Origin of the sequence: Staphylococcus nepalensis (assembly GCF_014635045.1) — a bacterium.
GTDB lineage: Bacteria > Bacillota > Bacilli > Staphylococcales > Staphylococcaceae > Staphylococcus > Staphylococcus nepalensis.
This window is the reverse complement of sequence record NZ_BMCF01000010.1, coordinates 65,800-90,677: the sequence shown is the minus strand read 5'-3', so window position 1 is coordinate 90,677 and position 24,878 is coordinate 65,800. Positions and strand designations below refer to the sequence as shown.

Below are 24,878 nucleotides of genomic sequence, written 5' to 3'. Positions count from 1 at the left end.
CCATTGATTGGAGTTTGAAGACAACAGGTCGATCTTTAGGTATGGTTAAGTGGTTAACAGTTTCAACTTTTTCTTCAGGATAACTGAAGAACCACTTATAACCAGCGCTTGTTGCATAGACAACAAGGGGATCGTCTTGTTTTTCCGGCGTTTCTTCATACATGTAAAGTGATTTTACTGTAGGAATAGCTAAAGCGATAACAATGATTACCGGGATAACAAACCAAATTGTTTCAATTAAAGAATTGTGGTGCATCTTACCAGATTCGTCTGTTTTGTGTAATCTATATTTATATAGAAACAGAGCAAACATGATAAGCACGGCGGCAATAATAACAAGCATGAAGATGATTGAGTAAATAATCAAGAACTTCGAGTCACTTGCTACCGGCCCTTTTGGGTTTAAAACTTCTACATTGGAACAGCCACTAAGTACAATTAGTGAGCCAAAGAGTAGAAGCAAAGACTTAAATTTTGACACTTTTTTGACCTCCTAATACTACAATTGTAGGGCTTACCATCAATTTTAAGATATTACGCAATATTTACAAGTGTTTGTGTAAAAAAAAATATTGTAAAATTAAAAGAAACCCAACAAACTCAACGTCTGACGGGCTTTTAAAGATTTGTTAAAATTATGTGTACATTTTGTGAAAAGTGTCATATTTAAGGCGATAGGATAATTTCACACTATTTGCTTACTGATTAGCACTCAATATTATAATCAGATATGTATGAATAATTTCGTTTATTTTACTTCGATATATCTTACAGATTTATTTGTAGCGCCTTCTGAATCTTCTACTTTGTATTCAACTTTATATTTTCCTTTTTTATCTGTATTAATTTGACCATCTACTATGATTTTATGCGTTAAGTCACCATCTTCTTTATCATACGCACGTACACCATTTAATAGATTGTAGTTATTCCCTTTATTTATTACTATATCGTTCGTTCCTTTTAACTCAGGTATAGAATTTTCTGTAGCTTCTGCGCTAAGGTTAGGTGAAACGAGTGTGGCAGAGACACCTAATGCTGATAATGACTGTAGTAATTTGTTCATAACGTAAACCTCCGTATGAGCGTCATTTAATTTTATCTTAATTACACTATATTTTATTTTAGATGATAAAACATCGTACTATAGTCCTAATATAACGTAGAAGTGTAAATTCAGTTATAATTTTCAGAAAAAATTCAATTAAATGTAATAATTCGCATATAGTGATAGAAATTGGCAAACGTTCATATATGAATCTAATAAGAAGAAAATAATTATTCTGTTTATAAAACTGTGTTGTAATGTTAGTAAGTTTTCAGTAGATAGAAGTGAATTTATTATAAAAAGATATTTCAAGATGCGTTACTGTGAATTTATATAAAGTTGCGCTGGCTATAATTATAAGCCATTTTGCTATATTCATTATCAATTAGTTAGAAGTCAATCATTTATTATATGTTAATTGACATTTTTTATTTGTAATACTTCTGTTATCTAAACATATAAGAATTTAAAATGATATGAAAGAAAACGCACTTTAGAGAATTAATGTTTTAAAAGTGTTATTTAGAAGTGACACTTTGTATGTTATCTATTGTCTATATAATAAACGAGCCCAAGCATTATTTATGACCCGGGCCCATTTATTTTTATTCAAATAAAAAGCGTATTATTCGATACCTCTACGCATTTTTTCTGCAATAAGTGTATTATTTAATACCATTGTAATCGTCATAGGGCCAACACCACCTGGAACTGGTGTAATAGCACCTGCTATTTCTTTAACTTCATCGTATGCAATATCACCTTTTAATTTGCCATTTTCATCCGGTGTGTTTCCTACGTCGATAACAACTGCGCCTTCTTTTACATCATCTTTAGTTACAAGCCCTGGACGACCTACAGCACTAACGATAACATCAGCATTTTTTAAATGTTGATGCATGTCTTTAGTTCTTGAATGAAGAATCGTAACTGAAGCATTTTTTTGTAATAATAATTTCGATACTGGCTGACCAACAATGTGGCTACGACCAATGACGACTGCATCTTTTCCTTCTAAATCAATATCAGCATGGTTTAGTAATTCCATAATACCTAGAGGGGTACAAGGAACGAAAGTCTGTTGGTCGATATAAAGTTTACCAATATTTTCAGGGTGGAACCCGTCAACATCCTTAGCTGGATTAATTGATTCTAAAACTTTTTGTTCACTTACTTGTTCTGGTAGTGGTACTTGAACTAAAATGCCACTTACACTGTCATCTTCATTTAAGCGTTTAAGTTCGCTTAAAACTTTTTCTTCTGAAGCAGATTCATCTAAATGTACAATTTCTGAAATCATACCGATCTTTTCTGCTGCTTTCTTTTTAGAATTCACATAACTTTGACTTGCGCCATCATTACCTACAAGAATAACTGATAATTTTGGTGTATAACCCTTCGCTTGTAAAGCTTCGACTTGGTCTTTTAGACCTTGTCTGTAATCCTTTGCGATTTGTTTCCCGTCTAAAACTTTTGCGACCATGAAAAAATCCTCCTCCAATGTATGAACTTTACTTAACTTTAACATAAATAACACCACGTTTTTCAACCAAAAGACGTAAATTTAATGTTTTTTTAACTTTAAAGTTCGATTTTTGATTGAAAAAGCGTTTTTTAGTTGTTATGCTATATCTGTAATATACATCTAATAGTCATAACATTTCAAATTTCTGAAAGGGTGTTCATTTTGAAAGTGGTAGTCATAATGGGTAGTTCTTCCGATTGGGAGACTATGAAAGAAAGTTGCCAAATGTTAGAACAACTAGAAATACCGTACGAAAAGAAAGTAGTTTCAGCACATCGTACGCCTCAATTAATGTATGAGTTTTCTAAAGGAGCCAGAGATAATGGTTACGACGTCATTATTGCTGGAGCAGGTGGTGCAGCACATTTACCAGGTATGGTTGCATCAATGACAACATTACCAGTCATAGGCGTGCCAATTGAATCTAAAAGTTTAAAAGGTTTGGATTCTCTCTTGTCTATTGTACAAATGCCAGGCGGTATTCCAGTTGCGACAACAGCTATAGGTAAAGCAGGAGCTAAAAATGCAGGTGTTTTAGCTGCCAGAATGCTCAGTATTGGTAATAAAGATATCCAAAAGAATTTGGAAAATTACGAAAAATCACTGATTGAGAAAGTGAGTGAAATGCAACATGAACTTCAGTAAATTACCATTTGGATCAACGATTGGCATTATCGGTGGAGGACAATTAGGGAAAATGATGGCACTATCAGCACAGAAGATGGGTTATAAAGTCATTGTGCTAGATCCTGATGAAAATTGTCCGTGTCAATATGTAGCACATCAATTTATAAATGCCAACTATGATGACGAACAATCACTTGCGCAATTAGGTGAATTGTCTGACGTGATCACTTATGAATTTGAAAATATCTCGGCTAGTCAATTACAAACGCTAGTCTCTAAATATAATATTCCTCAAGGTTACCAAGCGATTCAATTATTACAAGATAGATTAGTTGAAAAACAAACGTTGCAAAATGCTCAAACGCAAATAGCGCCATTTATAAAGTTATCAGACCCAAATGATTTAACTCGTGCTATAGAAGAAATTGGTTTTCCATTTATCATAAAAACAAGATTTGGTGGTTATGATGGCAAAGGTCAAGCACTTATTACTAATGAATCAGATTTGAATAAAGCAAAAGTATTAGTTGAAAAGCAAGAATGTGTTGCTGAACAATTTTTAGATTTGCAAAAGGAAGTTTCGCTTACAGTAACAATTGGTAATAATAACCAAATTACTTATTTTCCTCTACAAGAGAATGAACATCAAAATCAAATATTATTTAAGACGATTGTTCCTGCACGTGTCGATGTCCAAAAAGAACAAGAGGCGCGAAATGAAGTTGAAAAAATAATTGAACATGTACACTTTATTGGGACATTTACGGTGGAATTTTTCATAGATTCAAACAATCATTTATTTGTAAACGAGATTGCACCACGACCGCATAATTCTGGACATTATTCCATAGAAGCGTGTGATTATTCGCAGTTTGATACACATATATTGGCGGTTACAGGTCAACGCCTACCAGAAAAGATTAATTTATTAAAACCTAGCGTAATGATGAACTTATTAGGTAGAGACTTAGATTTACTAGAAAATGAGTTTGGGGGCCATCCTGAATGGCATGTACACATATATGGAAAAATAAACCGTAAGCCTGATAGAAAAATGGGACATCTCACGATGCTAACGAATGATGTAGATCAAACTGAACAGGCTTTGTTAAATCATTTTGAAGGGAGACATAAATAATGTCTTTATTATATGAAGGGAAAGCTAAACGAATCTTTTCAACAGAGCAACCTGGTGTACTTCGTGTCGAATATAAAGATGAAGTGACAGCAGGTAATGGTGCAAAAAAAGATTATATAGAAGGTAAAGGACGCTTGAATAATCAAATTACTTCTAGAATCTTCAATTTTATTAAAGCACGTGGTATAGAGAGTCATTTTATCGAGCAGACATCAGAAACGGAGCAACTTGTAAAATCAGTTGATATTATCCCTTTGGAAGTAGTAGTGAGAAATATCGCTGCAGGTTCTATCACTAAGCGTTTAGGGTTTGAAAAAGGACATGAATTTGAAAGCCCGCTTGTGGAATTCTTCTATAAGAATGACAACTTAAATGATCCTTTAATTACAGAAGATCATATCCAATTATTACATTTAGCAAGTGAAGAAGATATTGAATTATTAAAAAATGCAGCAAAAGCAATAAACGCTGTGTTAGTTCAATTAATGGATGAAATGGAATTGAGATTGGTCGATTTCAAAATAGAATTTGGTCGAAATAAAAGTGGTCAAATTATTTTAGCAGATGAAATTTCACCAGACACATGCCGTATTTGGGATAAATACAGTGATACTAACTTCGATAAAGATGTTTATCGTGAGGATACTGGCTCAATCATAGAAACTTATCAAACTTTTCTTAATAAATTGGAGGAACTTTAAAAATGAAGACAATTGAATTGCATATCACATTACAACCACAGGTTTTAGATACACAAGGACAAGCGTTAAATCGTGCAGTACATGATTTAGGCTACACACAAGTGAATGATATTCGTGTTGGTAAAGTACTATATATGACAGTAGATGAAGCGACAGATGCTGCGGTACATAACGTTGTTACTACTTTAAGTGAAAAACTATTTGCAAATACAGTAATTGAAGAATATAGCTATAAAGTATTGGAAGAAGGAGAGAAAGCATAATGAAATTTGCAGTGCTAAAATTTCCAGGTTCCAATTGTGATAGAGATATGTATAATGCAGCAGTAAAATCAGGAGTCCAAGCGGAGTATGTAGATTATAGGAATATATCGTTAGAGGGGTATGATGGTGTGCTTATTCCTGGAGGCTTTTCATTTGGTGACTACTTACGATCAGGTGCCATGGCAAGTGTCGCTCCTATTACTGAAGAAGTGAAACGTTTTGCAGAAGAAGGTAAACCAGTATTAGGTGTTTGCAATGGTTTCCAAATACTTACTGAAATTGGTTTACTCCCTGGCGCTTTATTGCACAATGATTCACATTTATTTGTAAGCCGAAATGAGTCTTTGAAAGTGGTTAATAACCAAACGCCATATACAAATTTATATAGTGAGAATGAGGTTGTTGTTTATCCAGTAGCACATGGCGAAGGACATTACTACTGCACATCTGAAATGTATGACAAATTAGAAGCGAATAATCAAATTATTTTAAAATATATGGATAATCCAAATGGTTCGTATAATGATATTGCAGGAATTGTAAATGAAAAAGGTAATGTTTGTGGGATGATGCCTCATCCTGAACGTGCAATTGAAACTATATTAGGAACAGACAGTGGCGTAAGATTATTTGAAGCAATGGTGAATAGTTGGAGGGAACAAAATGTCTAAGTTTATCGAACCGAGTGTTGAAGAAATTAAATTAGAAAAATTATACAAAGATATGGGCTTGTCAGAGGCAGAATACGACAAAGTTTGTGAAATTTTAGGACGTGAGCCAAATTTTACTGAAATTGGTATTTTTTCTGTAATGTGGAGTGAACATTGTTCGTATAAACATTCTAAGCCGTTTTTAACTCAATTCCCAACATCAGGGGAACATGTATTAATGGGGCCTGGTGAAGGTGCTGGTGTCGTTGATATCGGGGATAATCAAGCGGTAGTTTTCAAAGTTGAATCTCATAACCATCCATCAGCTGTAGAACCGTATCAAGGTGCTGCCACTGGTGTTGGGGGTATTATCAGAGATATTGTTTCAATCGGCGCTAGACCAATTAATTTGTTAAATAGCTTACGTTTTGGCGAATTAACAGAAAAGCAAAATCGTCGCTTATTACGTGGTGTGGTAGCTGGCATTGGTGGTTATGGTAACTGTATTGGCATACCAACAACAGCTGGTGAAATAGAGTTTGACGACAGATATGATGGTAATCCATTGGTAAATGCTATGTGTGTAGGTATTATTGACCACGATAAAATTCAAAAAGGCACCGCTAAAGGTAACGGAAATTCAGTTATCTATGTTGGATTAAAAACAGGACGTGATGGTATTCACGGGGCAACTTTTGCATCTGAAGAATTAAGTGAAGATAGTGAAAGTAAGCGACCTTCAGTACAAATTGGTGATCCATTTGTTGGTAAAAAATTAATGGAAGCAACTTTAGAAGCGATAACTTTCGAAGAATTGGTAGGTATCCAAGACATGGGAGCAGCCGGTTTGACGTCATCTTCTTCAGAAATGGCAGCAAAAGGTGGTAGCGGTTTACATTTACAACTAGAGAAGGTGCCAACGAGAGAACAAGGTATTTCTCCGTATGAAATGATGTTATCAGAAACACAAGAACGCATGCTTATAGTAGTAGAAAAAGGTACGGAAGACAAATTCTTAGACCTTTTTGATAAACATGAATTAGATAGCGCTGTAATTGGAGAGGTGACAGATACAGATCGTTTTGTACTTACATATAAAGGCGACGTTTTCGCTGATATACCTGTTCAACCTTTATCTGATGAAGCGCCTGTTTATGTCTTAGAAGGAGTAGCGCCACAATATAATGCTAGTAAGAATGATTACAGTCATATTGATGTAGAAGATGTATTTGAACGTTTATTACAACATCCAACGATTGCTTCAAAGCGATATTTATATGAACAATATGATCAACAAGTCGGTGCTAATACAATTGTGAAACCAGGATTACAATCATCTGTAGTTCGAGTAGAAGGCACTAATAAAGCAATCGCATCTACGATTGACGGTGAAGCGCGTTATGTGTTCAACAACCCTTATGAAGGGGGGAAAATGGTTGTTGCAGAAGCGTATCGCAATTTAATTTCTGTTGGTGCTACGCCTTTAGCTATGACTGATTGCCTAAATTACGGTTCGCCAGAGAAAAAGGAAATTTATCAACAATTAGCTGATTCTACAAAAGGTATGTCAGAAGCTTGTGAAATATTGAGTACGCCAGTAGTGTCTGGAAATGTTTCACTTTATAATGAAACAAAAGAAACGTCAATATTCCCAACACCAGTAGTTGGTATGGTTGGATTAATTGAAGACATTGATTATTTAACTGATTTCTCACCAAAAGCAGGCGACACACTTTATATCGTGGGTGATACAAATGATGATTTTGGTGGCAGTCAAATTGAGAAATTGCTATATAGTAAAGTAAATCATGAATTTGAAGCGATAGATTTATCAGGTGAGGTACGTAAAGGTGAAGCAATTAAAACTGCAATTCGTAACGGTGTAGCTTCTCATGTTCAAACAGTTGGAAAAGGCGGATTATTAATGACGTTTGCTCGTTTAAGTGCGCATTATCAATTAGGGCTAGAAGTAGAACTAGCGCTTACGAATGAACAACTGTTCAGCGAAACGCAAGGGCGTTATATTGTTTCCGTAAAAGAGAACCAATCATTAGATCTTGATTGCGCAATCAAGGTTGGGTCATTTACACAAGATGGAAAATTTGTAGTTTCTAACAAAAATACTAAAGTAACACGTGATGTTAATGAATTGAATGAACTATGGGAAGGAGCTATTCCTAAATGTATGACTACAACGGATTAAACGAAGAGTGTGGTGTTTTTGGCATCTGGAATCACCATGAAGCAGCACAACTGACTTATATGGGGCTACATAGTTTACAACATAGAGGTCAAGAGGGCGCAGGAATGGTGTGTTCAAATGGAGAGACACTTATTGGAGAAAGAGGACTTGGTCTTTTGACTGAGGCTATTTCAGACACACAATTAGAATCATTTAAATCCTATCAACATGCGATTGGCCATGTACGATATGCAACATCAGGTAATAAAGGTATAGAAAATATTCAACCATTTTTATATCATTTTTACGATATGAGCGTTGCAGTTTGTCATAACGGAAACTTAATTAACGCACAAAGTTTAAGAAGATCGCTTGAACATCAAGGTTCTATTTTCCATTCTTCATCAGATACAGAAGTAATTATGCATTTAATTCGTAGAAGTAAAGCGCCTACATTTGAAGCGGCATTACAAGAGAGTTTACGTAAAATCAAAGGTGGTTTTACATTTGCATTGTTAACAAAAGATGCTTTATATGGTGCTGTTGATCCAAATGCTATCCGACCATTAGTAGTAGGCAAGATGAAAACAGGCTCATATATCCTTGCAAGTGAGACATGCGCTATTGATGTTTTAGGTGCAGAGTTTGTGAGAGATATTCATGCTGGTGAATATGTTGTTATCGACGACGAAGGTATTCGCGTGGAATCATATACGAGACATACAAATACAGCAATATCAGCTATGGAATATATTTATTTTGCTAGACCAGATTCTACCATCGCAGGAAAAAATGTTCATGCAATCCGAAAACAATCAGGTAAGCAATTAGCTTTAGAAAGCCCAGTTGAAAATGCAGACATGGTTATTGGCGTCCCCAATTCCTCGCTTTCAGCAGCCTCAGGTTATGCTGAGCAGAGTGGTTTACCTTATGAAATGGGCTTAGTGAAAAATCAATATGTAGCACGCACGTTTATTCAACCGACACAAGAGTTACGCGAACAAGGCGTGAGAGTTAAATTATCAGCTGTAAAAGATATTGTGCAAGGCAAAAATATTGTACTGGTAGATGATTCAATTGTAAGAGGTACTACAAGTAAACGCATCGTTCAGATGCTTAAAGATTCTGGCGCAAATGAAGTGCATGTACGTATCGCTTCTCCTGAGTTTATGTTTCCAAGTTTTTATGGCATAGATGTCTCAACAACAGCTGAACTTATATCAGCGAACAAATCACCAGAAGAAATTAGTAATCACATTGGGTCTGACTCTTTAGCTTATTTAACAGTAGATGGCTTAATCGATTCTATCGGCCTTGAAGTAGACGCGCCATACAAGGGGCTATGTGTGGAAAGCTTTACTGGTGATTACCCTGCTGGTCTTTATGATTATGAAAAAGATTATCTTGAAAATTTAAGCGAACGCCAAAAAGAATATTTAGCAAATCATAAACAATACTTTGATAGAGAGGGTAATTTAAATGTCTAAAGCATACCAACAAGCAGGTGTTGATATTAACGCAGGATATGAAGCAGTTGAACGTATGTCAAGTCACGTTCAAAGAACAATGCGAAAAGAAGTATTAGGTGGATTGGGCGGTTTTGGTGCTACGTTTGATTTATCTCAATTAAATATGAAAGCGCCGTTACTCGTTTCAGGTACCGATGGCGTTGGTACTAAATTAAAGTTAGCAATTGATAATGACAAACACGATACGATTGGTATCGATGCAGTTGCGATGTGCGTTAACGATATTTTAACGACTGGTGCAGAACCTTTATATTTTTTAGATTATATTGCTACAAACAAAGTAATTCCAGAAGTGATAGAACAAATCGTCAAAGGGGTTAGCGACGGTTGTGAAGAAACGAATACAGCGCTTATCGGCGGTGAAACTGCAGAAATGGGAGAAATGTATCACGAAGGTGAATATGATTTAGCTGGCTTTGCAGTAGGTGCAGTTGAAAAAGAGGCTTATATAGATGGTTCTACGGTAAAACCAGGTCATGTGATTATTGGACTTGAATCGAGTGGGATACATTCAAATGGTTACAGTTTAGTTAGAAATATCATTAAAAAATCTGGTGTTAATTTACAAGATAAATTTGATGTGGATCGCACGTATTTAGATGTTTTTCTAGAACCTACACGCTTGTATGTCAAACCTGTATTAACAGTAAAAAAACAAATACAAATACATGCCATGACACACATCACTGGTGGCGGATTTATTGAGAATATACCTAGAGCATTGCCAAACGGTGTAACTGCAATGATTGACGTAACGCAGTTCCCGACGCCGAAAATATTCGAATGGCTACAAAACCAGGGTGATATAACAAAAGAAGAAATGTATAACGTGTTTAATATGGGTATCGGTTTTACATTAATTGTAGATGCTCAGGATGAATCTAAAGTGTTGGATGCATTAAAAGCCGAACAGATAAATGCTTATAAAATCGGAGAAATAGTTAAAGGCGAAGAGCCAATTCGCTTAATGGGGGTATAAAAGTGACTAACATAGCCATTTTTGCTTCAGGATCAGGAAGTAATTTTGAAAGTATCATGTCGCAAGTTGTAGCAGGCAAATTACCTCAAATTGAAGTGACTGCTTTATATACAGATAGAGTGGATGCTTATTGTATAGAGCGTGCAAGAAAGTACAATTTAGATGTACATATTAACGAACTTAAAAATTTTGATTCTAAAGCAGATTATGAACGTAAAATAATAGAATGGTTAACTGCTGAAAAGGTAGAATGGATCGTTTTAGCGGGATATATGAAATTAATCGGCGCAAACATCTTAAACGCGTATCCAAAACGTATTATTAACATTCATCCTTCACTATTGCCCAAATATCGTGGCAAAGATGCGGTTGGGCAAGCTTTAAATAGTGGAGAAAGTATTACAGGTACGACAGTACATTATGTAGACAGTGGGATGGATACAGGAGAAATTATTGAACAACGTACATGTGATATTAAACCGGGCGACACAAAAGAGCAATTAGAAACAAGAATTAAAGCATTAGAACATACATTATATCCAGAAGTTATTTCGAAAATTATTCAATAAGAGGTGCCAATAAAAATGAAAAAGGCAATTTTAAGTGTATCTAATAAAACGGGCATTGTCGCATTTGCTCAATCATTACAACAATTAGGATATGAGTTATATTCAACTGGTGGTACAATGCGCACTTTAGTTGAAGCGAATATTACAGTCAAATCTATTTCTGAATTAACGCATTTCGATGAAATTATGGATGGTCGAGTAAAAACACTACACCCGGCTGTTCATGGTGGTATCTTAGCAGATCGTGATAAACCAGAACATTTAGAACAACTCAGAGAACAGCACATTGATTTGATAGATATCGTTGTGGTTAACTTATATCCATTTAAAGAAACGGTTGCTAAACCAGATGTTACAGAAGAAGAGGCAATCGAAAATATAGATATTGGTGGTCCTACTATGTTGCGTGCGGCAGCTAAAAACTATAAACATGTAACTACTGTTGTACATCCAGCAGACTATAATGAAGTTATCGAAAAATTGAAAGTAAATCAATTAGATGAGTCTTATAGAAAATCATTAATGATTAAGGTGTTTGAACATACAAATCAATATGATACTGCAATAGTTGACTTCTTTAAAAATAATAAAGAAAGTTTAAGATATGGTGAAAACCCACAACAAAAAGCATCTTTTGTTCGCACGTCTGAAGCTAATCACACACTAGGTGGCGCTAAGCAATTACATGGCAAACAATTGAGTTACAATAATATCAAAGATGCTGATGCAGCGCTTTCACTTGTTAAGCAATTTGAAACGCCAGCAGCCGTAGCAGTTAAACATATGAATCCTTGCGGCGTAGGCGTTGGTGAAACAATATTTGAAGCATATCAATATGCTTTTGAAGCAGATAGCCAATCTATTTTTGGCGGTATTGTAGCTTTAAATAGAAGTGTTGATACTAAATTGGCAGAAACGTTACACAGCATATTCCTAGAAGTGATTATTGCACCTCATTTCACACAAGAAGCGTTAGAAATTTTAAGTAAGAAGAAAAATATAAGGCTATTAGAAATTAACATGACAATTGACAATAATGAAGAAGAGATTGTTTCTGTTTCTGGTGGTTATTTAGTACAAGATAAAGATAATGTCGTGGTTCATCGTAATGATTTGACTGTTGTTACTGAAGCCACTCCTACTGAGGCACAATGGGATGCGATGTTACTTGGATGGAAAGTCATCGCATCTGTTAAAAGTAATGCAATTATTTTATGTAACAATAAACAAACAGTTGGTATTGGCGCTGGTCAAATGAATCGTGTAGGTTCAGCTAAAATCGCTATTGAGCGTGCGATTGAGATAAATGACAAAGTCGTTATGGTATCAGATGGATTTTTCCCAATGGATGATACAGTTGAACTTGCAGCACAACATGGTATTAAAGCAATCATACAACCGGGCGGGTCTATTAAAGATCAAGATTCAATTGATATGGCAAATAAACATGGTATAGCAATGGTAACTACTGGCGTTAGGCATTTTAAACACTAAATACATTGGAGGCAAAACCATTTATGAAAGTACTAGTTATTGGCACAGGTGGAAGAGAACATATCTTAGTGCATAAGTTAAACCAATCTTCACTAGTAAATAAAATTTTTGCAATTCCAGGTAATGATGCAATGTCAGACATTGCAGAGGTTCATAGTGAAATAGCAGAAACAGAACATGACCGAATTGTCGAATTTGCTAACGAAAACAACATTTCATGGGTTATTATAGGACCAGAACAACCTTTAACGGATGGCTTAGCTGACAAATTACAGGCAAAACAAATCAAAGTGTTTGGTCCAAATAAAGCAGCAGCACAGATTGAAGGTTCAAAATTATTCGCAAAGCAGTTAATGGAAAAATATAATATTCCTACTGCAGAATATAAAGAAATCACGAATAAGTTTGATGCATTACAATATATTGAAACATGCGAATACCCAGTTGTATTAAAGAAAGATGGTTTAGCAGCAGGCAAGGGTGTTATTATTGCAGAAAATTACGAGGAAGCGGTTGAAGCGGTTCATTTATTGTACTCACAAGAGTTAGGTACAGTGGTCTTTGAACAATTCCTAGAAGGCGAAGAATTTTCATTAATGACGTTTGTAAACGGCGATTATGTCGTGCCATTCGATTGTATTGCACAAGACCATAAACGCGCATTTGATGAAGATAAAGGGCCAAATACTGGTGGAATGGGCGCTTATTGCCCAGTACCACATATCGATCAGAAGATACTTGAACGTACAAATCAAGAGATTGCTCAACCTATCGCACAAGCAATGTATAAAGAAGGGTACATGTTCTTCGGTGTACTTTATATTGGCGTGATTTTAACAAATGAAGGCCCAAAAGTAATCGAATTTAATGCGAGGTTTGGTGATCCAGAAGCGCAAGTATTGCTAACCCGAATGGAAAGCGATTTAATGCAACATATTTTAGATTTAGAAGCTAAAAGAGAAATTACATTTAAATGGAAAGATGCGTCTATCGTAGGTGTAATGCTTGCTTCAAAGGGCTACCCAGGTAAATACGAAAAAGGTAAAATAGTGTCTGGGTTTAATTTAGATGGAAATTATTTTGTTAGTGGTCTAAAAAAAGATAAAGATAACTTCGTTACAAGTGGTGGCCGTGTTATATTAGCACTCGGAGAGGGCCATGATATCGTTAGTGCGAAAGCAAATGCATATAAGGCTGTAGAAAAAATAAAAAGTGAAGCGTTATTTTATCGCAAAGACATTAGTAATAAAGCAATTAAATAAGCTGATGTTATCACATTAAAATAGACGTATACTGAAATCTAAATTAACTTCAAGGTTTAGTATAAGCACATTTTTACACCAGTTATCTATTGATAATATCGCAGTATATTCAAGTCTATTTATCGACTAGAACGCTTTGATATCTTTATTAAATTAGAGTATAAGCTAGGCTACTGATTTCCTATATTCTAAAGGAGATGAGTAGTCTCGTTTTGATTTTATTAAAACGTTAAATGTTGTTTTACAATGGCTATGATTGGACAATTTATTTTAAAATGAATACATATAATATATAAAGGGCTGAATAGCAATTTATTAAAAATGTATTATTTAACCCAAGTAGTTAGATTGAAAAAAGCTAAGACAAAGTGGTTTAAGTTTTGTCTTAGCTTTAAAAATTGGATAATAACGAATTTTGGATCTAGTAAAGGTAATGGTTAATAAATATTTGTTATTCTGACATCGTTTATACCTGTAATAGGTAATTGTTGTGCTAAAAAATAAGCAACAATTAAAATAATGATGACAATTATAATTAATAGAATATCTTTATACGAGAAAGGCGCGTAATAATAATACGTACGTGGTCCATCTTTAAACCCTTTTTTTTCCATTGCTACAGCTAATTGATGTGCTTTTCTAATATTTTGGCTTAAAAGTGGGATAATAAGATGTTTCATGCGATTTAAAAAATTATAATTTTGTTTAGATATGATTTGATATCTCATTTTTAGGGATTTTCTAAGTTGTACGAGAGAACTAATCATTAATGGCACCATTCGAATAGCAGCCATAAAAGCATACGCAACTTTTGGTTTAACTTTTAAATGTTGCATGAGACTATAAAAAACCATAACAATTTCTGATGTAAATGCTATTAAAATACCAAAGAATGATATGGTTGTTGTACGTAATGCTAAATGAAGCCCTCTAACTAAACTTTCTACACTAATCTGAATAAATCCGAATTTAAATAGAATGTGGGTGCCGTCGCCATAAAAAATCATAAATAGTGCTGAAATTAAACTAAAGACAATCGTAAATAAAATAAACGCTAATGTAATTTTGAATTTTATACCATTGAAAAGTAATAAAAATATAAACATTAATAAACAAATGTAAACCATATAATCAAATTGATGTACAAAAATAATATAAAAAAACAAAATAATGGCTAATGTTAATTTAGTAATGATATTCACGTCATCTATGAAGGAATAATGTTTTTTCCACATTTCAAACATGTTTATCACCTTCGATTTCAAGTATTCGCTTATTTTCCACATATAATCTTCGTGAAGGGTAGCGTGAAATAATTTCTGAATCGTGTGTCACCATTATAATAGATTGACCATTTTTCACACGTTGTTGGAATAATTTGATTAGGTTAAAGGTATTGTGACTATCCAAACCAAAAGTAGGCTCATCCAATAAAATAAAATCGGATGAAGAACTTAAAGCAATTGCTACGCTTAGCCTTCTTTTTTGGCCAATAGATAATTCATAAGGATGTTGCGTTTTAACAGCTTCTAAATTTAACAAACGGAGCAATGTGTTGGTTTTTTCGTCAGCCTCTGCTTTTGAACGATAATTTGATTTGTTTTGAATTAAAATTTCTTGAAAAACTGAATGTGTAATAAATTGTTGCTCTGGATTTTGATATACTAAGTACATATTTTTGGAAGCGTCTTTAATTTTAGTGAGCTTTTTGTGATTGAAAAACATATTACCATCATATCTAATTAGTTGCATCATTGATTCTAATAGTGATGTTTTACCTGTACCATTTGGACCAGTGATGGTAACCCATTCTCCTTGCGTAATCTCAAGCTTAGGAATATTGATAAGTGATCGTTTTCTTCTTTTAATGATGCCTTTTTCAAAAGTGAATATCTTATTATTTGTTTCTGGGTTGTGATCGAGCTCGATTGGTTTGGGTGCTCTATTCCATGCCTTAGGATGCCACACGCCATACTCAGATAATAGATGTTCGTAGTTGTTAAGTATTTCAGCTGGCATCGCGTCAGCTATGATGTCTCCATCATAATTTAATAATATGACACGATCTATGTGTTGCCATATATGTTCTACTTTATGTTCTACTATGATAACTGTTTGGTTTTGCCACAATGATTTAATTTTATCCCATAACTCAACAGTTGCTTCTACATCTAACATTGCAGTAGGCTCATCTAAAAAGAGTGTATCTGCTTGTTGAAGTAATGTTTCTGCAATAGCTAACTTTTGTTTCATGCCACCACTTAAATTGTTGATATATTGATTTTTGTTGACACTAAGACCAACAGAGTCAAGTGCTGATTCGATCAGCGCATCCATTTCTTGACGAGGTGTTTGCAAGTTTTCTAGAACAAAAGCGAGTTCTTCATATACTTTTGGCATACAAAACTGACTATCAGGGTCTTGAAAAATAACTCCGCAATTACTATCAATTTCTAATTTATCGTATTTCATGGGTAAGTCGATTAGATTCGGCACAATACCACTTAAAACATTAAGTAGGGTGCTTTTGCCTGAACCAGATGGACCAAGTATAAGTAGCTTTTCTTTATCTTGTATATTTAGTGAAAAATGGTCGAATATTTTCTTAATCCCATTTGGGTATTTTAATCGTAGATTTTCAATTCCTATCAACTTTCATGCTCCTTATAAATTGTCATAATCTTTTTGGGTTGCAGGTCTAAATAATTTAGTTACACCGGTTTGATCTAATATTTTTACGATATAATAAGATAATAATCCAGCAACTACAATACCACTAATTAAACGAAAGGCGATATATAGTGTTAAATTCCACCCAACAATTTCTCCTAAATATCCATATGCAAAATCAAGTGGAAGTGTAGAGATAGAGGCTAAAAGGCCTGCTAATATTGCTACCATAGCAGAACGTGATTTATATCTAAAAACAGCAAAAATAACTTCACATGCTAATCCTTGAAGCAACGCATATACTATTGTCGGAATATCAAATCTACCCATAACAATCGTCTCTCCAGCGCCTGCAGCAAATTCAGCTAATAAAGCAATCCCAGCTTTCGGTATAATTAAATAAGCCACAATAGCTGCCATAAACCAGGCGCCATATGTGAGCTCTTCAAGATGAAGACCTGAAACCTGCACAGCTTTATAAACTAAAGTCCATATATTATAAATAAGCGCAAAGACAACTGCTATAAGTACAGTTACTAAAATTTCTGATAGCTTTAAACCTTTTGACATAAATTCTCCTCCAAAAAAAACGCACAACCTTCTAGAAGTTGCGCGCTAAACATAGGCATATGGATACAAAAAATATTGTATCGCAATACACTTTCCTACGCTAGCTTAATCTAGATCAGGTTCAAAGGGTTTGAGGGTATACCTCATCTCAGTCACTAAACACCCCTAGTGCGAATATTAATTTTAAATTTAACTATAATGTATGATTTTTCACCACTTATGTCAAGACGTATCGAGAATAAATTAAAGATTCACGAATGTTAAAGTCATTAGGTGCAAAATAGACGTTGCGATTTCGAAAGTATTGCATTATCCTAAACCGGATAGAACTCATATTGTTTATAAAAAGCATTATATCATATAAGGCTCATCATAAAGAGGAAAACAGAAACCAGATTTTCAAAAATGATTTCATTGTTCAACTCTGGTAAAGATGACTAGAAAATATACAAGAACGATAAGGGTAAAACCATCGTGTGAGTGTATGCTCATGTTCATGTCTAAGCATCACTAACTCAACAGAATTAAGAAGCGAAACTTTATACTTTAGTTTTAATTATCTACTGATACACACTAATTATATATGTATAAATATGTTTCTTATTTCTTTACAAAAGTTAATAGAAGTAGTTGAGCCATAGGTAAACAAAATACATAAAAAACTAGGTTGCTAATCCTCATCGTAGAAAGAAGTCAACAACCTAGCCATATATAGTGTCTCAATAGAAGTCTATATTGAAAGTCCAACCTTTAGTAACGATATAACCTCTGTATCTTTGAATCAACACATTTTTTAAAGCGTTATACCGAATTTTAATCTAAACTGTCCTGAACGTTTTTCTTTGTTTCTTCAGTATTATTTTCAGCAGTTTCTTTTTTATCTTTTAATTTATCTTCAGCTTCTTTTGCTTTTTCAGCTGCTTTTTTATTTGCTTCTTCTTTACTCATAATTTAACACTCCTTCACAGTAAACATGACTTACAGTTATTATTTACCACATGAAATGAAACGTAAACAATAAGTATAGATGAAACTTTAATTCTTTGGTTGTAAAATATTTGTTTAGTAATTTAAATTTAGTGGAAAGTTGACTATACCACTTTTTTCTATCATACTATAGACTTATTTATGGATTTATTAAAGACAAGAACAAAATGTTAATATATAATAACTTTGAGGTGAATGGTATGTCTTTTTTTAAGAAACACGCTGAGATATTATATAGTTATATAATAGGCATCGTTTCGCTTTTCACAGGTCTCATCATTTTAATAAATTTACCCATGGTCCATGATTTAAAGGATAAGGGTAAAATAGAATTACATATTCATAATGTTTGGGATTTTATAAATGCATTTTTTGCAGAAATCATAAGAGTTATGAGTAATTATATAGGGAATTTTCCTGTTATAAGTGCGATATTAATTATTTTATTTGGTGTTGCAGTTATATTAATTGGGTTTGCCCTTTTAAGAACAACGAAATATGATTATGATGTTTCAATCTTCTTTTTAGTTATAGGTATTCTTTTCTTTATTATAACGTTAATTCTAATGACACAAGTTTATAGCTTTTTTGCTATCATTTTTATCATCCCGTTTGTTATTCACATTGGGTATATCGTGTATAAAGATGAATTAAATCAAAAGCACAGAAAATATCACTATTTACTTATTATTTTCAGTTACGGCATGAGTTATTTAATTACACAAATTGTGTTATATGGAAGAATTGACAGTGATGAAATTATTCCAATAGATATATTAAGTGTAAACACATTCTTTATATTAATGTGGTTACTAGGGCAAATGTCAATTTGGAACTTCTTATTTTTAAGAAGATCATTACCGTTGACAAAACAAGAATTAGGTGAAGAAGAACCTGAATTATCTAGAGCGAGCAAAGATACAGTTACAAACCAAACAAAAGAACATTTGAAAAATTTACAAGATAAGACAACTGAGTTCACACGCAAAACCCGTAGAAGTGTCGATATTCAAAAATTAAGAGATAAAAAAGATAAATTTATCGAAAAATGGAAGAATATTATTGATATTCAAGAAGATGATATTCCAAATTGGATGAAAATACCAAAATGGGTTAAATCGGCGTATGTAGAAATATTTTGTGGTGTTGTATTATTGTTCTTTACAATTATAGAATTTAATAATAGAAACGCATTATTTGTATCAGGTAATTGGGAAATTTCTCAAACACAGTATGTAATCGAATGGATTACTTTATTATTGTTGATGTTTATTATCATTGCCTATATATTAACTACTATAACGAACTTCTTGAGAAATAAATTCTATTATCTACAGTTATTTATGATAAGTCTATTATTTTTCAAATTAGTAACAGAATTTATGAATATTATGGTTCATGGTCTATTACTATCAATTTTCATTACACCAATATTATTAATTATGTTAATTGCAGTAACAGTATCATTTATTATTAAATTACGTGAACCTTCAAGAGATTAACAAACAAAATATAACTTTAAATAGGGAACCTGAGATATTGATCAATATCTCAGGTTCTTCTACGGTATGCATAGTGAAGAATTGAATTAAAATTGTGATTATAACAAGTCATCTATGCAAGCATCCTGAATCCTGCATGCCTTTTCAGCCATCTTTACAAGTCTGAAGTAAAGGAATTTCTAGAGAAATAGAGTGAAAACGCGATTTTTTGTCTTACTTTTATTATTTTTAAATAACTAATGAGGTGAGTTTACATGTAATACATTATATTAAGCATTGCATATAGTTAATATTTATTTAAATATAAATGATGTTACTATAATTATTGAGATGATAGAATAAGAAAGCATTAATTACAAAACATTAGAAAGGCTGACATATATTTATGAAAACTGCCACATTAAATAAAGGTAAAGAAATGAAATATTTAAATGGTTACCCGCTGATTGATGATGAGGATGTTTTTGCTCATGATCATTTAAAAGAAGGAGATTTGTTCTTATTAGTAAATGATAAACACCAATTTATTGCAACTGCATATGTAGGAAGACAGCATAAAGGGCTTGGCTGGGTATTAAGTTATGATAAAGACGAAGAAATTAATATCCGCTTTTTTGAAAGTCTTTTTGAGACAGCTAAAGAGGAAAGGTCATATTTTTATAATATCGAAGGAACTAACGCTTTTAGAGTTTTTAATGGTGAAGGTGACGGCGTTGGAGGGCTAACTATAGATAATTATAACGGTCACTTTTTAATTCAGTGGTATTCTAAGGGCATTTATAAGTATCGCTACCAAATTTTAAATGCATTAAAGAATGTTTTTAAATATACTTCACTTTTTGAAAAAATGCGTTTTAAAGACGCTCATATAGAGGGCGGTTTTGTTGATGGAGAAGTACCTGAATTTCCAATTGTAATCGAAGAGAACCATACTTTTTATAACATAGATTTAAACGATGGACCTATGACAGGTATATTCTTAGATCAAAAAGAAGTACGAAAGAAATTAAGAGATCAATTTGCAGATAATAGATACTTACTCAATATGTTTAGTTATACAGGTGCTTTTTCAGTTGTTTCAGCAGAAAAAGCAAAAGTGACTACTAGTGTAGATTTAGCTAACCGTTCTCGATCTTTAACAGAAGAAAATTTTGGATTGAATGCAATTGATCCAAAAACACAGTACATTTTTGTTATGGACACATTTGATTACTTTAACTACGCACGACGTCATGATTTAATTTATGACACGATTGTTATTGATCCACCTAGCTTTGCTAGAAATAAAAAGAAAACTTTTTCAGTGTTAAAAGATTACGATAAATTAATATTAGGCGCCTTAGAAATACTTTCGCCAGGCGGGACGCTATTATTATGTACGAATAACAGCACATTTTCATTAAAAGCCTTTAAAAAAGTTATTAAAGATACTTTAAACCGTGCAGAAGTTGATTTTGAATTTTTAGAAGTAATGGGCTTACCAAAAGATTTTAAAACACATCCTCACTACAAACCATCAAAATATTTAAAAGCTATTTTTGTAAATGTACAATAGATCACTAAAAATAGGGTAATGTTTTTAATATACTAGCATTTACAAGGAGTGAATATCATGAGTATTAAAAATAAAATTACAAATAGTGTGACCCAAAAAGTTGGAAATAAAGTGTTAAACATTGAAGATGTGAAAAATAAAAATAATTTACCCACTACACATATTGAACTTGAAGAGCGCCGCGAACGCGCTCAAGCAATTGTTAGAAAAAAATCAGTATTATCATCGAGTGTTAGTGTTGTACCCATACCAGGTTTGAATTTCGGTGTAGATATTAAGCTGATGAGAGATATAATTGAAGACGTTAATAAAATCTATGGTTTAGATCATAAACAAGTTAATTCAATGAGAGAAGATGTAAAAGAGCGCATTTTTGCATCGGCAGCCATTCAAGGCAGCCAATTCATTGGTAGAAAAGTATCTAATGCAATCTTAAAGGTTGTTATAAAAGATGTTGCAAAGCGTATGGCTGCTAAACAAACGAAATGGTTTCCACTTGTTGGACAGGCTATTTCTGCCTCTATTAGTTATTATTTTATGAAAAAAATAGGGGACGATCATATTGAGAAATGTGAAAAAGTTGCTAAATCTTTAATGTGATAGTGTAGCGTTTTCAAAAAAGAGACAATATTCACGGATTATTGTCATGTCATGGGTGCAACGAATTGAATTTATATATATAATTTGGTAATGTTATTATATAAAACTATGCTAGGTTTTATAATAAACTAACGATTCTAACTATACGAAGGAGACATTATATTATGGAACAAAAATCATATGTAATTATTGACGAAACAGGGATTCATGCACGTCCAGCTACAATGCTTGTTCAAACTGCATCAAAATTTGATTCAGATATTCAATTAGAATATAACGGTAAAAAAGTTAACTTGAAATCAATCATGGGTGTTATGAGTTTAGGCGTAGGTAAAGATGCTGAAATCACAATCTATGCTGATGGTAGCGATGAAGCAGACGCAATGGAAGCTATTACAGATATCTTATCTAAAGAAGGATTAACTAAATAATATGTCTAACTACATTAATGGTATTGCTGCATCAGATGGTGTAGCTATTGCTAAAGCATATTTATTAGTTGAACCCGACCTTTCATATAACAGCGAAAAGGTCAAAGATGTCGACGCAGAAATTGCTAAGTTTCAAAAAGCTATTGAAACATCTAAAGTTGAATTAACAAAAATTAGAAATAACGCTGAGGAAAATCTTGGTGCTGATAAAGCAGCTATTTTCGATGCGCATTTATTAGTTTTAGATGATCCTGAGTTAATTCAACCGATTGAAGAAAAAATAAAAAATGAACAAGTTAACGCACCAACTGCACTTTCGGATGTAACTGGACAATTCATTACCATCTTTGAATCGATGGATAATGAATACATGAAAGAACGCGCTGCAGATATTCGTGATGTATCTAAGCGTGTATTAGCGCACATTTTAGGTGTGGAATTGCCCAATCCGAGTATGATTGATGAAAGCGTTGTTATAATTGGAAACGATTTAACACCTTCAGATACGGCTCAATTAAACAAGGCGTTTGTACAAGGCTTTGTTACAAATATTGGTGGAAGAACTTCTCACTCAGCGATTATGAGCCGCTCACTTGAAATTGCTGCAGTAGTAGGTACAAAATCAATTACACAAGAAGTTAAACAAGGTGATATGATTATTGTTGACGGTTTGACTGGCGAGGTAATTATAGACCCTACAGAAGATGAAGTGATTGCATACCAAAATAAACGGGAACGTTTCTTTGAAGATAAAAAAGAACTTCAGAAATTACGTGATGAAGAAACAACAACAGTGGATGGAGAACATGCTGAATTAGCTGCCAACATTGGTACACCAAATGATTTAAAAGGTGTTATTGAGAATGGCGCTGAAGGTGTCGGACTATACCGTACTGAATTCTTATACATGGGCAGAGATGAAATGCCAACTGAAGATGAACAATTTGAAGCTTATAAAAAAGTTCTAGAAACTATGAAAGATAAACGCGTTGTTGTGCGTACTTTAGATATCGGGGGCGATAAAGAGTTACCATATCTAAGCTTACCTGAAGAAATGAATCCGTTCTTAGGTTACCGGGCAATACGTTTGTGCCTAGATCAACCCGAAATATTTAGACCGCAACTACGTGCATTATTACGTGCATCAACTTACGGTAAATTAAGTATTATGTTCCCAATGGTTGCTACGATTAAAGAATTCCAGGATGCTAAAGCATTATTATTAGAAGAAAAAGAAAATTTAACAAATGAAGGTATTGAGGTTTCAGATGATATCGAAGTTGGTATCATGGTAGAAATTCCTTCAACTGCTGCATTGGCAGATGTTTTTGCTAAAGAAGTAGATTTCTTCAGCATTGGAACTAATGATTTAATTCAATATACAATGGCAGCTGACCGTATGTCAGAACGCGTATCATACTTGTACCAACCATACAATCCTGCAATATTACGTTTAGTGCAACAAGTTATTGAAGCTTCTCATAAAGAAGGTAAATGGACTGGTATGTGTGGAGAAATGGCTGGAGACGAAACTGCTATCCCATTATTACTAGGTTTAGGTTTAGATGAATTCTCTATGAGTGCTACATCGATTCTTAAAGCACGTCGTCAAATTAAAGGTTTGAGCAAAAATGAAATGGAAGAACTAGCACAAAGAGCAATTAACTGTGCTACTTCTGAAGAAGTACAAGCATTGGTAAGCGAGTATACTAAATAATAAAAAAAGCGGGAGAGAAACTACGTTTCTTAAAATGTTTTCGTAATCTCGCTCTGGCTAAAATGGTTTGTCTTCATAAATAGATAAATAGCAATTAAGAAGTCATTTTTAAAGGCTATGAGAGACCCAAATGGGTCTCTTTTTTTAGGCTTTTTGTCAAAGAGGATTGAATGGCTTACATGACTAAAGCCCATGCGTAAGTACTATTAAATCAATGAGTTAAGAAACTATGCTTAAAAAGGGAGTTCATGTTCTCATGAGAGTTAGTTATTGCTGATATGCTAGTAGAAGTCAAAACAGTATGGGTGTCTTAAACTTTTTTAATTCATAGTAAATAAACATCTTTTGAGTAAAAAAATGTTTATTTATTTGTTTTAGTGTTAGATTGAATATATACATTAAACTAAAATAATGTCATTGGTTAGCAATAAGATTTGCTTTTGCTGGTTCCTGGTTCGATTAATCACATATTGATATAGTGTGTAACGTCAATGGGGCACTTGGCTTTGTTTTGCTTTCAATCAGTTAAAATCCTGATATTATAGCTCTATATTTAATGAGTGGTTAATTTTATCCATATCAATTTGATACATTGGTTCATTATTTAATAAAATAAATGGTGTTGCAAATGCATCGTAATCTATCATTTCATTTCGAAATTGTGAATGAGCAATATTTTTCTCTGTGTAAGTAATGCCTTTATCTGATAAATAGTTTTTGATAAAAGTACAAGGTGGGCAATCATTCTGTGTGTAAATAATAACATCGTTCATTGATCATCAATCCTTTCGATAATTAAGTTACTTTAATATAAATTACTTTTAATAATAATTCAAGTTATTAAAATTACATGCAATTGGTCATTAATTTGTCACTTAA

General features: G+C 33.3%; 24 protein-coding genes and 1 riboswitch. Of the genes, 16 read left to right on the top strand and 8 right to left on the bottom strand.

What is annotated here, in order from left to right:
- The 3 genes from qoxA to folD form a co-directional block, all read right to left on the bottom strand.
- Nucleotides 1-481: cytochrome aa3 quinol oxidase subunit II (gene qoxA, locus IEU88_RS12610; RefSeq protein WP_188350419.1), on the bottom strand; the 481-nt coding region annotated here is incomplete at its 3' end.
- Between the two features lie 267 nt (nt 482-748).
- On the bottom strand, nt 749-1,066 hold the full coding sequence (locus IEU88_RS12605; RefSeq protein WP_103373508.1) for an immunoglobulin-like domain-containing protein: 318 nt from the start codon (nt 1,064-1,066) through the stop codon (nt 749-751).
- 607 nt (nt 1,067-1,673) lie between these two features.
- Nucleotides 1,674-2,531: a bifunctional methylenetetrahydrofolate dehydrogenase/methenyltetrahydrofolate cyclohydrolase FolD gene (folD, locus tag IEU88_RS12600; protein ID WP_096810429.1), complete on the bottom strand. Its 858-nt coding sequence runs from the start codon at nt 2,529-2,531 to the stop codon at nt 1,674-1,676.
- Between the two features lie 204 nt (nt 2,532-2,735).
- Here folD and purE point away from each other — a divergent pair, with 204 nt between their 5' ends.
- Genes purE through purD form a run of 11 tightly spaced genes read left to right on the top strand, consistent with a single transcriptional unit; the run spans nt 2,736 to nt 13,967 of the window.
- Nucleotides 2,736-3,218 carry a 5-(carboxyamino)imidazole ribonucleotide mutase gene (gene purE, locus IEU88_RS12595; protein ID WP_096810428.1) on the top strand — a complete coding sequence of 161 codons (483 nt, stop codon included), beginning with the start codon at nt 2,736-2,738 and terminating at the stop codon, nt 3,216-3,218.
- Nucleotides 3,205-4,338, top strand: coding sequence for a 5-(carboxyamino)imidazole ribonucleotide synthase (gene purK / locus IEU88_RS12590; protein ID WP_103373509.1), 1,134 nt, complete (start codon nt 3,205-3,207; stop codon nt 4,336-4,338). Before purE ends, purK begins: the two co-directional genes overlap by 14 nt.
- Complete coding sequence (gene purC / locus IEU88_RS12585; protein ID WP_096810426.1) at nt 4,338-5,039, top strand: phosphoribosylaminoimidazolesuccinocarboxamide synthase; 702 nt, start codon at nt 4,338-4,340, stop codon at nt 5,037-5,039. Before purK ends, purC begins: the two co-directional genes overlap by 1 nt.
- A 2-nt stretch (nt 5,040-5,041) precedes the next feature.
- Entirely contained in the window at nt 5,042-5,302 is a 261-nt protein-coding gene (gene purS, locus IEU88_RS12580) for a phosphoribosylformylglycinamidine synthase subunit PurS (RefSeq protein WP_096810425.1), read from the top strand.
- Nucleotides 5,302-5,973, top strand: a complete 672-nt coding sequence (purQ, locus tag IEU88_RS12575; RefSeq protein WP_096810424.1) for a phosphoribosylformylglycinamidine synthase I — start codon at nt 5,302-5,304, stop codon at nt 5,971-5,973. Before purS ends, purQ begins: the two co-directional genes overlap by 1 nt.
- Nucleotides 5,966-8,155 (top strand): phosphoribosylformylglycinamidine synthase subunit PurL, encoded by a 2,190-nt coding sequence (gene purL / locus IEU88_RS12570; protein WP_103373510.1) that lies wholly within the window; start codon nt 5,966-5,968, stop codon nt 8,153-8,155. Before purQ ends, purL begins: the two co-directional genes overlap by 8 nt.
- Nucleotides 8,134-9,621: an amidophosphoribosyltransferase gene (gene purF / locus IEU88_RS12565; RefSeq protein ID WP_096810422.1), complete on the top strand. Its 1,488-nt coding sequence runs from the start codon at nt 8,134-8,136 to the stop codon at nt 9,619-9,621. Before purL ends, purF begins: the two co-directional genes overlap by 22 nt.
- On the top strand, nt 9,614-10,642 hold the full coding sequence (gene purM, locus IEU88_RS12560; RefSeq protein ID WP_096810421.1) for a phosphoribosylformylglycinamidine cyclo-ligase: 1,029 nt from the start codon (nt 9,614-9,616) through the stop codon (nt 10,640-10,642). The genes purF and purM overlap by 8 nt, the downstream gene beginning before the upstream one ends.
- Nucleotides 10,643-10,644: 2 nt before the next feature.
- A complete protein-coding gene (gene purN / locus IEU88_RS12555; protein WP_096810420.1) occupies nt 10,645-11,211 on the top strand; it encodes a phosphoribosylglycinamide formyltransferase in 567 nt (188 codons plus the stop codon).
- A gap of 15 nt (nt 11,212-11,226) precedes the next feature.
- Nucleotides 11,227-12,705: a bifunctional phosphoribosylaminoimidazolecarboxamide formyltransferase/IMP cyclohydrolase gene (gene purH, locus IEU88_RS12550; RefSeq protein ID WP_096810419.1), complete on the top strand. Its 1,479-nt coding sequence runs from the start codon at nt 11,227-11,229 to the stop codon at nt 12,703-12,705.
- Nucleotides 12,706-12,728: 23 nt separating this feature from the next.
- Nucleotides 12,729-13,967, top strand: coding sequence for a phosphoribosylamine--glycine ligase (gene purD, locus IEU88_RS12545; protein ID WP_096810418.1), 1,239 nt, complete (start codon nt 12,729-12,731; stop codon nt 13,965-13,967).
- Between the two features lie 437 nt (nt 13,968-14,404).
- Here the strand turns inward: purD and IEU88_RS12540 are convergent, their stop codons facing one another.
- The 4 genes from IEU88_RS12540 to graF all read right to left on the bottom strand — a co-directional run bounded on the left by IEU88_RS12540 (nt 14,405) and on the right by graF (nt 18,155).
- The gene (locus tag IEU88_RS12540) at nt 14,405-15,211 is read right to left on the bottom strand and encodes an energy-coupling factor transporter transmembrane component T family protein (protein WP_103373687.1); all 807 of its coding nucleotides are present in this window, start codon (nt 15,209-15,211) and stop codon (nt 14,405-14,407) included.
- Entirely contained in the window at nt 15,204-16,619 is a 1,416-nt protein-coding gene (locus tag IEU88_RS12535; RefSeq protein ID WP_103373686.1) for an ABC transporter ATP-binding protein, read from the bottom strand. The genes IEU88_RS12540 and IEU88_RS12535 overlap by 8 nt, the downstream gene beginning before the upstream one ends.
- 12 nt (nt 16,620-16,631) lie before the next feature.
- Nucleotides 16,632-17,207: an ECF transporter S component gene (locus IEU88_RS12530; protein WP_096810415.1), complete on the bottom strand. Its 576-nt coding sequence runs from the start codon at nt 17,205-17,207 to the stop codon at nt 16,632-16,634.
- 75 nt (nt 17,208-17,282) lie between these two features.
- Nucleotides 17,283-17,384, bottom strand: a riboswitch (TPP riboswitch).
- Nucleotides 17,385-18,020: 636 nt separating this feature from the next.
- Complete coding sequence (gene graF / locus IEU88_RS13625; protein WP_194445642.1) at nt 18,021-18,155, bottom strand: glycopeptide resistance-associated protein GraF; 135 nt, start codon at nt 18,153-18,155, stop codon at nt 18,021-18,023.
- Between the two features lie 239 nt (nt 18,156-18,394).
- Here graF and auxA point away from each other — a divergent pair, with 239 nt between their 5' ends.
- The 5 genes from auxA to ptsP all read left to right on the top strand — a co-directional run bounded on the left by auxA (nt 18,395) and on the right by ptsP (nt 23,999).
- Nucleotides 18,395-19,696: a lipoteichoic acid stability factor AuxA gene (gene auxA, locus IEU88_RS12525; protein WP_115359573.1), complete on the top strand. Its 1,302-nt coding sequence runs from the start codon at nt 18,395-18,397 to the stop codon at nt 19,694-19,696.
- A 385-nt stretch (nt 19,697-20,081) separates the two neighbouring features.
- Complete coding sequence (locus IEU88_RS12520; protein ID WP_103373403.1) at nt 20,082-21,251, top strand: class I SAM-dependent rRNA methyltransferase; 1,170 nt, start codon at nt 20,082-20,084, stop codon at nt 21,249-21,251.
- Between the two features lie 57 nt (nt 21,252-21,308).
- Nucleotides 21,309-21,851, top strand: coding sequence for a DUF697 domain-containing protein (locus IEU88_RS12515; protein WP_096810412.1), 543 nt, complete (start codon nt 21,309-21,311; stop codon nt 21,849-21,851).
- 164 nt (nt 21,852-22,015) lie between these two features.
- Nucleotides 22,016-22,282 (top strand): phosphocarrier protein HPr, encoded by a 267-nt coding sequence (locus tag IEU88_RS12510; protein ID WP_096810411.1) that lies wholly within the window; start codon nt 22,016-22,018, stop codon nt 22,280-22,282.
- A gap of 1 nt (nt 22,283) precedes the next feature.
- The gene (gene ptsP / locus IEU88_RS12505) at nt 22,284-23,999 is read left to right on the top strand and encodes a phosphoenolpyruvate--protein phosphotransferase (protein WP_103373402.1); all 1,716 of its coding nucleotides are present in this window, start codon (nt 22,284-22,286) and stop codon (nt 23,997-23,999) included.
- A 539-nt stretch (nt 24,000-24,538) separates the two neighbouring features.
- Here the strand turns inward: ptsP and IEU88_RS12500 are convergent.
- Complete coding sequence (locus tag IEU88_RS12500) at nt 24,539-24,772, bottom strand: glutaredoxin family protein (RefSeq protein WP_103373401.1); 234 nt, start codon at nt 24,770-24,772, stop codon at nt 24,539-24,541.
- Between the last annotated feature and the right edge of the window lie 106 nt (nt 24,773-24,878).